Annotated in this window: 8 protein-coding genes; 2 read left to right on the forward strand and 6 right to left on the reverse strand. The window is 76.9% G+C overall.

Annotated elements, in window-relative coordinates; all coding sequences use genetic code 11:
* Positions 1 to 93: 93 nt before the first annotated feature.
* From Q7T67_RS04390 to Q7T67_RS04400, 3 genes are all read right to left on the reverse strand, one after another.
* Positions 94 to 780 carry a hypothetical protein gene (locus tag Q7T67_RS04390; RefSeq protein ID WP_304786383.1) on the reverse strand — a complete coding sequence of 229 codons (687 nt, stop codon included), beginning with the start codon at positions 778 to 780 and terminating at the stop codon, positions 94 to 96.
* A gap of 56 nt (positions 781 to 836) precedes the next feature.
* Positions 837 to 1205 (reverse strand): hypothetical protein, encoded by a 369-nt coding sequence (locus Q7T67_RS04395; RefSeq protein WP_304786385.1) that lies wholly within the window; start codon positions 1203 to 1205, stop codon positions 837 to 839.
* 68 nt (positions 1206 to 1273) lie between these two features.
* A complete protein-coding gene (locus Q7T67_RS04400; protein WP_304786387.1) occupies positions 1274 to 1990 on the reverse strand; it encodes a dienelactone hydrolase family protein in 717 nt (238 codons plus the stop codon).
* Positions 1991 to 2123: 133 nt separating this feature from the next.
* On the opposite strand from Q7T67_RS04400, the gene Q7T67_RS04405 reads away from it, so the two are divergent.
* Together Q7T67_RS04405 and Q7T67_RS04410 are read left to right on the forward strand one after the other, a co-directional pair.
* The gene (locus tag Q7T67_RS04405; protein WP_304786389.1) at positions 2124 to 2927 is read left to right on the forward strand and encodes a phosphodiester glycosidase family protein; all 804 of its coding nucleotides are present in this window, start codon (positions 2124 to 2126) and stop codon (positions 2925 to 2927) included.
* A gap of 113 nt (positions 2928 to 3040) precedes the next feature.
* Positions 3041 to 4387, forward strand: coding sequence for a glycosyltransferase family 4 protein (locus Q7T67_RS04410; RefSeq protein ID WP_304786392.1), 1347 nt, complete (start codon positions 3041 to 3043; stop codon positions 4385 to 4387).
* A gap of 6 nt (positions 4388 to 4393) precedes the next feature.
* Here the strand turns inward: Q7T67_RS04410 and Q7T67_RS04415 are convergent, their stop codons facing one another.
* From Q7T67_RS04415 to Q7T67_RS04425, 3 genes are read right to left on the reverse strand one after another with little or no spacing between them, the layout of a single operon-like run.
* The gene (locus Q7T67_RS04415; protein ID WP_304786394.1) at positions 4394 to 5230 is read right to left on the reverse strand and encodes an endo alpha-1,4 polygalactosaminidase; all 837 of its coding nucleotides are present in this window, start codon (positions 5228 to 5230) and stop codon (positions 4394 to 4396) included.
* A gap of 4 nt (positions 5231 to 5234) precedes the next feature.
* Positions 5235 to 6071 (reverse strand): hypothetical protein, encoded by an 837-nt coding sequence (locus tag Q7T67_RS04420; RefSeq protein WP_304786396.1) that lies wholly within the window; start codon positions 6069 to 6071, stop codon positions 5235 to 5237.
* Entirely contained in the window at positions 6071 to 6913 is an 843-nt protein-coding gene (locus Q7T67_RS04425) for a ParA family protein (protein WP_304786398.1), read from the reverse strand. Before Q7T67_RS04425 ends, Q7T67_RS04420 begins: the two co-directional genes overlap by 1 nt.
* Positions 6914 to 7397: the final 484 nt, after the last annotated feature.

Below are 7397 nucleotides of genomic sequence, written 5' to 3' on the forward strand. Positions count from 1 at the left end.
TGTGACGGACGTCCGGCCGTGGTCGGGCGGGGCGCGCACGGGGCGGGCCGCCGGGGCGCCGCACCGGCCGCCGGGCTCGGGGCGGGTCCGGCGTCACTCCCCGCCGAGCGCGGTCAGCCGCTCGGCGGCGTCCGTCTGGTCGCCGTCCTCGAGCCCCTCGAGCTCGATCGCCCGGGCGTAGGCCGCCCGGGCCTCGGCGATCTCGCCGATCGCCTCGGCCGCGCGGCCGTACCAGCACCAGTTCCAGGCCCCGGTCGGCGCGATCTCGGTGTAGTGGCGCAGGTGGCGGTACGCCTCGGCGTGGCGGCCGAGCTCGAGCAGCGTGTAGCCCAGCGCGAAGTGCGCCATCCCGTCACCGGCCTCGAGGCAGTGGCGCCAGCGTTCGACGGCCTCCTCGCCCTCGACCTCGGTGGCCATCCCGAAGATCGACCGGTTGATCGAGTCCCGGCCGGAGAAGAAGGTGCGGGCCGCCAGGACGATCTCGCCCGCCGTCGCGTCGGTCAGGCCCAGGACGGGGGCGTCGAACCGCGGCTCCCGCCAGATCGCCTCGTGCTCGGGCGCGTCCTCGTCGAACGAGGGGAGGTCCTCGACGACGAACCCGACGACGCGACCGCCGGCCTCGTCGGCGAGATAGGCGAACTGCTCGCTCAGGGTGCTCCAGCGGCCCTGCGGCTGATCCTCGGTGACGCGACCGAACTCGACGGCGCGCAGCCAGTCGAAGTCGACGTCGTGGTTGAGGTACAGGCGGGGCCGGGCGTCCACCGCAGAAGCGTTGCGCATCGGGCGGTCCGACGGCGACGCACCCCGTCCGTGGCCGCGGGGGCCGTCGGCCCGGGCTAGGACCCGAGGCGGTCGGCGGCGACGATCGGCTTCGAGTTCTTCGTCCCGAAGCAGAGGAAGTCGAATTGCCCCGTGCGCGCCGACATGCAGCGGAACGTCTTGCCGCCGCGGCTGAGGCGGATCGTCCGGCCCCGGTTGCTCGATGGGTCGACCTTCCTGAAGTACGCGCGGAACAGGCTCCGCGCGTCGCGGCAGCCGAACGACCCGTAGGTCACGGTGATGGCTACCCGCTCGCCGCCGGCCGAGATCCGGGAGCAGCTCTTGCCGCCACCGGACTGGGCCTGCGCCGCGGCGGGCGCGAGGGCGACGGCCGCGGGGACGGCGGTGACGACGAGGGCTCCGGCGAGGGCGAGCGTGTGGCGCATGCCCACGTCATACCCGGTCGCGGGGCGCCCGGACGTGAGGAGATCGTGAGGCCTGCGCCGGTCCGCGCTCAGCCCTGCAGGTGCTCGTCGAGGAACGCGAGGGTCCGCTGCCAGCCGTCGCGGGCGGACGGGGCGTGGAAGGCGTCGCGGGCGTCGCAGTGGAAGCCGTGCCCGGCGTCGGGGTAGCGCACGACCTCGGTGGTCACCGGCGCCCGGGCGGCGGCCTCGCGGAGCGCCTCGACCTGGTCGACCGGGATCCCCGCGTCCTCGTCGCCGAACAGACCCAGCCACGGCGTCTTCAGCTCCGGTGCGAGCTCGACGAGCGGCGGCTCGCCGAAGCGGCCCTCGAGGATGCCGCCGCCGTAGAACGTGACCGACGCGCCGAGCGGGAGGCGCGCGCCGGCCACGAGCGAGACCGTCCCGCCCATGCAGAACCCGACGGTGCCGATGGCGTGGTCCTTGAAGCCCAGGCGCCGCAGGTGCTCCAGCGTCTGCTCCAGGTCCTCCTCGACGCCACGGCTGCTCAGCGCGCCCATGTGCGGGTAGGCCTGCTCGATGTCCTCGTAGCCCAGGCGCGGCGAGCCGGAGCGGTGGAACAGCGCGGGGGCGACCGCGAGGATCCCGGCGTCGGCGAAGCGCCGGGCGACGTCCTCGATGTGGTCGTTGACGCCGAAGGCCTCCTGGAGCACGACCACGGCCGTGCGGGGCGTGTCGTCGGGCCGGGCCTCGTAGACGCCCATCGGGCCGTCCGCGGTCGGCAGGTCCACGGTGCGCGTCTCGCCCATGGCGCGCACGCTAGCCGAGCGGTCGGCCCGTCGAGCTGCGGAGCTCCTGCGCGGCCCGGACGGCGGGCGGTCGCGTGCGTGTGGTCACGGCCCCTTCACGTCGGGCTGCGCGAGCGGCATCATCCTGCGACCTGTGCGACTGCGCGAGAGCCTCCGCGACCCCCGGTCGCCCTCCACGCGCACCATGCGCGTCCTCCTGGCCGACGGCCGGGGCACGACGGTCCACGTCGCCGAGCACGACCTGCGCGACGTCCGCCTCCGTGTCCGTCGTCTTCCGGGACTGACGCCGCTGGAGGCCTGGTGCCGGACGCACGACGTCGCCGACGCCCTCGTCGGCGGCTTCTACCTGCGGGGCTCGTTCCCGGAGGAGGGCCGCGCCGCCGCCACCGGCGTGCTGGACGGGCTGCCGCTGGGGGAGCTGCGGATCGACGGGGCGCCCGTGCGGTCCGTGCCGTTCCTGGACCCGTGGGGATCGCGGCGCGCGTGCGTGCACGCCGCCGGCGGTGCGGTGCGCATCGCCCGGCGCCACGACCTGCCCGACGCGCCGGCGGGCGACCTCCTGCAGGCCGGGCCGCTGCTGGTGCGGGACGGCGTGCCGGTGTCCGGCGACGACGAGGGCTTCTCCGCGGGCTCCTCCCAGTTCGACTCCGACATCACCGCCGGGCGCCACCCGCGTGCCGCGCTCGGCGTGGACGGGGACCGCCTGATCGCCGTGGCGTGCGACGGCCGCGACGACGACGAGGCCGGCCTGGACGTCGGCGAGCTGGCCCGCGTCATGGCCGAGCTCGGCGCCCGCGAGGCGCTGAACCTCGACGGCGGCGGATCGACGGCGTTGGTCGCCGGCGGCCGCCTGCGCAACGTCGCGCGGGAGGCCCACGGCGTGCCGCTGCCCGGCGGCCGGGCGATCGCCACCGCCCTGGAGTTCCGCCCCGCCTGAGCCCCGATCCATCGATCCTCGGGTCGTCTCGACGCCGACCATCGGTGGATCCAGGCCGAGCGATCCGGGGTCGCGCGCCGGGGCGCGCCGCACGGGGGCCGTACCCTCCGGGGATGCGCGTGGTGATCGGTCTCGGCTTCTTCCCGCGCGGCGGGTCCTCGCACGTGGCCCGGGCCCTCGGCCTCGGGCTGCCCGCCGACGGCTGGGACGTGACGCTGCTCTCGGGCTCCCTCCCCGGCGGCTTCGGGGACGCGGGCGCGTTCTACGCGGGGCTCGACGTCCGCCCCGTGGTCTTCGGCGAGGACGCGCCGATGCAGGGGTCCTACGAGGACCGCCCCGGCGCCCCGGACCGCTGCTTCGCCCGGGTCGGCGACGACGAGCACGAGCAGCACGTCGAGGCGTGGTCCCGCGCGCTGCAGGACGCCGACGCCGCCGGGGCGGCCGTCCTGCACCTGCACCACCTCACGCCGCTGAACGAGGCGGCCGCGCGCGTGGCCCCCGGCGTGCCCGTCGTGGGTCACCTGCACGGGACCGAGCTCCTGATGCTCGAGCGGATCGCCGACGGTGCGCCCGAGGGCTGGGAGCACGCGGAGGCCTGGGCCGCGCGGATGCGGCGCTGGGCCGGCGCATGCGAGCGGCTGCTGCTGCTCTCGCCGTCGCAGATCGACCGCGCGGTCGACCTCCTCGGCGTGCCCCGATCGGCGTGCGTCGTCGTCCCCAACGGCTTCGAGCCGGCGGACTTCCGGCCCGCCCCGGTGGACCGCCGGGCGTTCTGGCGGACGCACCTCCTGGACGAGCCGCGCGGCTGGGCGCCCGGGCGGGACGCCGGCACCGTCGCCTACTCCGCGGACGACGTCGCGGCGCTGGACGGGGCGGTGGTCGTCCTGGCCGTCGGGCGCTACACCGAGGTCAAGCGCCTGCCGCTCCTGATCCGGGCGTTCGCCGACGCCCAGGGGCGCACACGGCGTCGCGTGGCGCTCGTCGTCGTCGGCGGGCACCCGGGCGAGTGGGAGGGCGAGCACCCCCTCGACGCGGTGGAGGCCTCGGGGGCGCGCGACGTCTTCCTCGCCGGCTGGCACGACCACGACGCGCTGCCGGCGTTCTTCAACGCCGCGGACCTGCAGGTCCTGGCGTCCGTGCGCGAGCAGTTCGGCCTCGTCCTCGTCGAGGGGATGGCCTGCGGACTGCCGGCGATCGCCGTCGACGCCTACGGCCCGCGCGACATCGTCGAGCCGGGGGAGACCGGGTGGCTCGTCCCGCCCGACGACCGCGCGGCGCTGGCCGACGCGATCGTCGCGGCGGTCGACGACGGGGAGGAACGCGCGCGGCGGGGGATCGCGGCGCGGCGGACGGCGCGCGAGACGTGGTCGTGGCCGGCACTGGCGCACCGCGTCTCGGCCGTGCTGGAGGACGCCGCCGGCGTCGGCGAGCCGGCCGACGCCCAGGGTGCCCTGCGCTGAGGCGCGTCAGCAGCCTTCGAAGACGTGCCCGGGCCGACCGGCCGGCACGAGGTCGAGGTCGCGCAGGACGACGGAGATCCGGGCGCCGCGGGCGGCGCAGGCCGCGCGGTAGGCGGCGGGGTCGTACTCGACCTCCATGACCCGGTCGCCGTAGGCGCGCGTGTAGCGGCCGCACTCGTCGTACTCCTGGCACTGCTCGACGACCGCGAAGTCGAAGCCGAGCGGCCGGCGGGCGCCGCGGATGAGCTCGGCGGCGTTCTTCTGCCCCGCGGCGAGACCGGCTCCGTGCGCGCGGCCGGTCAGCAGCCGGGCGAACGCCTTGGTGTCGGCGACCGTGATGCGGCCCTTCGAGCGGGTCCACGAGTCGAGGTTGTCGAGCTCGACGGCCCGGTACCCGCGCCGGGCGCACCCATCGGTCCACCGGCCGACGATGCGGGCGACCGCGCGGCGCTTCGCGGGCGTGGTGATGTCGAGCAGCGTCTCGGGCCAGTCCGGGTCGCGGACCTCGCGACCCCGCACCCGCAGGAGCAGCGCGGGGTGGCTGCGCCGCCACCAGCCGATCTCGGAGTCCTGGGTCTGGAACCCGTTGACGTAACAGACCCCGTAGCCGGTCGTCGGGGCCGGGGCGGTGCGGTCGCGCTCGACCACCCCGACGCCGGAGGGCGGGGCGTAGGCGCCGCCGAGCTGCAGGTCGAAGCCGACGTTGGCCGGCGGCGCCTGCACGGAGGCGGAGTGCGCCCGGGCGCCCGAGAGGACGACGCCCAGGACGCTGATCCCCGCGACGGCACCCGTGAACCGGAGCCCGTGCGCCAGGCGCGTCCCGATGCGGCGTCGGCCGTCCACGACCTCAGGCTACGACGTCGAGGAACGCGCCGCCGCGGACCATCTCCATGCGGGTGACGAGGCGCGATGCGTCGTCGGGTGTCGCGGGGAGGTGGGCGTCCAGCAGCGCGTTGACGAGGGTGGAGCGGTGCACGGACGCGACGCGACCCGTGGCCCCGGCGACGACGTCGTCGAGCTCGGCGCGCAGCGGCTCGGGCAGGCGGGCGTTGCGCTCCTCCCACGGGTGGTCGAGCGTGTCGAGCCGGCGCCGGCGGTAGCCGCCGATGGTGCGGGCGGCGGCCTCGCCGTCCACGGGCAGGTGGAAGTGCAGGATCGCCGTGACGACGGCGGCGAACGTGACGCGCGGACCCGTCGCGGCGACCAGCTCGTCCGCGCGGGTCGACAGCTCCCGGTCGAGGATGAGGGCGGTCTGCTTCGGGCGACCGAGCAGACGGGCCGGGGCGAGGGCGGCGACGTCCAGTGCGGCCGCCCAGCCGGGCAGGTCGTCCGTGTCGAGCGTGGCGGCGGCGGACGGACCGGTGACGGTCGGGGCGGCGACGGGGGTGCCGGCGGCCGGGGGCGCCGCCGCGTCGGACGGGTCCGTCGGCGCCTGGGCGTCCTGGTCACCGGGTGTCGCGGCCGGCGCGGGGGCGGGGCCGACCGACGGGATCGATGCGGTGGTGTCCGCCGCCGGGGTCGGGGCGGCGGGCGCCTCGGGTGCGACCGGCGTGGCGGTCGCACCCGTCCGCGGCGTCGCACGGACGACGACGGGCTCGACGTCCGGCGGCACCGTCGCGGGGGCGGAGGTCGACAGGTCCAGGGGGCTGCGGAGCCCGCTGGGGGACAGCTTCAGGCGGGCCATCAGGCCACCTCCACCAGGGTCGGGTCGGTCTTGCGGGTCGTCGCGCGGGTCGCGGCGATCGGGGCCTCGGGGTCGGGGACCGCGGTGCGCGGCACGTCGATCTCGGCGGCCAGCTCGCGGAACGCCTGGGCGGCGCGGCCGTCGGGCTTGCGGAGGACGAGGGGGACGCCCTCCGTCGTGGCGTCGTGGAAGCCGGAGCGCATCGGGATCTGAGCCTCCAGCAGCGGCGCGTCGAGCTCGGGGAGCGCGTCGTTCAGCGTCTGGAAGGTGTTGCGCCGGGCCTCGACGTTGTTGCGCAGCAGCCCGAGCGTCTCGACGGTGACGCGGCGACGGCGCAGCGTGGCCAGCGTGGTCAGCAGCGTCGCGGCGCCCTTGTAGGCGTTGCGGTCGATCATCGAGATCGGGACGAGGACCTCGTCCGCGGCGACGAACGCGTTGACGGTCAGCAGGCCGAGGTTCGGGGGGCAGTCGATCAGCACGTAGTCGTAGGCGGGCGTCGCCTCGCTCAGCGCCTCGGCGAGGAACTCCTCGCGCCGGACCTGCGAGACGAGCGTCAGCTCGACGTCCGCCATGCGCCCGTCGCCGGCGAGCAGGTCGACCGCGGGGGCGACCTCGCGCAGGAGCGCGGCCCCGGCCTCGGCCTCGCCGAGGAACACGTCCGCGATGGTGTGCGGCGCGTCCTCGGGGTCGTGCCCGAGCATCGCGGTCGTGTCGAACTGCGGGTCGGCGTCGACGACCAGGGTGCGGCGGCCGGCCTGGCCGAGCGCCACGGCCAGGTTCACGGTCACGGTGCTCTTGCCCGCGCCGCCCTTCTGGTTGGCGACGGCGATCACTCGGGTCATCGGATGGCGTCCTTGCGGTGGGGTGCGGGCCGGACCGGCGGGTCCGGCGGGGGAGGGCCCGCCGCGGCCGGTCGGCCGGGCGGGCGGTTCTCGCTCGTCCGGGTGTTCGCCACGCCGCACGGGACTCCTTCCGCGCGACCTCGCAGGTTCCCGGCCAGTCGGTCCCGCCGCCGTCCTGCAGCGCGGTCGCCCGTCCGCCGCACCGCCCGTCCGCCGCCCCGCGCCCCCGACCGGCCCCGCGCCCGTCCGCCGCTCCGACCCTCCCGCCCGCCCACCGGTCGCCCGGGCGGGCGTCCTCCCGGCCCGCCGATCGACCTGCCGGTCGCGGTCGCGCCCGCCCGGCCGCCCCGGTCTCCGGTCGACCCGGCAGACCCCCGGACGACCGCGCGGGGGAGCGGCCGTCCCGTCGACCGCTCCCGCGCGCCGTCGCCCGCTCGGCGGGGCGCCCAGGCGGCCGTCGGTCCGTCCCGCCGACCGGCGGCCC

It is taken from the genome of Patulibacter sp. (genome assembly GCF_030655195.1).
GTDB lineage: Bacteria > Actinomycetota > Thermoleophilia > Solirubrobacterales > Solirubrobacteraceae > Patulibacter.

What these genes read in the sequence shown, in the direction of transcription:
- Q7T67_RS04390 (WP_304786383.1), bottom strand. Translation starts at nt 780, where the DNA reads ATGCGCAACGCTTCTGCGGTGGACGCCCGGCCCCGCCTGTACCTCAAC.
- Q7T67_RS04400 (WP_304786387.1), bottom strand. Translation starts at nt 1,990, where the DNA reads ATGGGCGAGACGCGCACCGTGGACCTGCCGACCGCGGACGGCCCGATG.
- Q7T67_RS04395 (WP_304786385.1), bottom strand. Translation starts at nt 1,205, where the DNA reads ATGCGCCACACGCTCGCCCTCGCCGGAGCCCTCGTCGTCACCGCCGTC.
- Q7T67_RS04420 (WP_304786396.1), bottom strand. Translation starts at nt 6,071, where the DNA reads ATGGCCCGCCTGAAGCTGTCCCCCAGCGGGCTCCGCAGCCCCCTGGAC.
- Q7T67_RS04425 (WP_304786398.1), bottom strand. Translation starts at nt 6,913, where the DNA reads ATGACCCGAGTGATCGCCGTCGCCAACCAGAAGGGCGGCGCGGGCAAG.
- Q7T67_RS04410 (WP_304786392.1), top strand. Translation starts at nt 3,041, where the DNA reads ATGCGCGTGGTGATCGGTCTCGGCTTCTTCCCGCGCGGCGGGTCCTCG.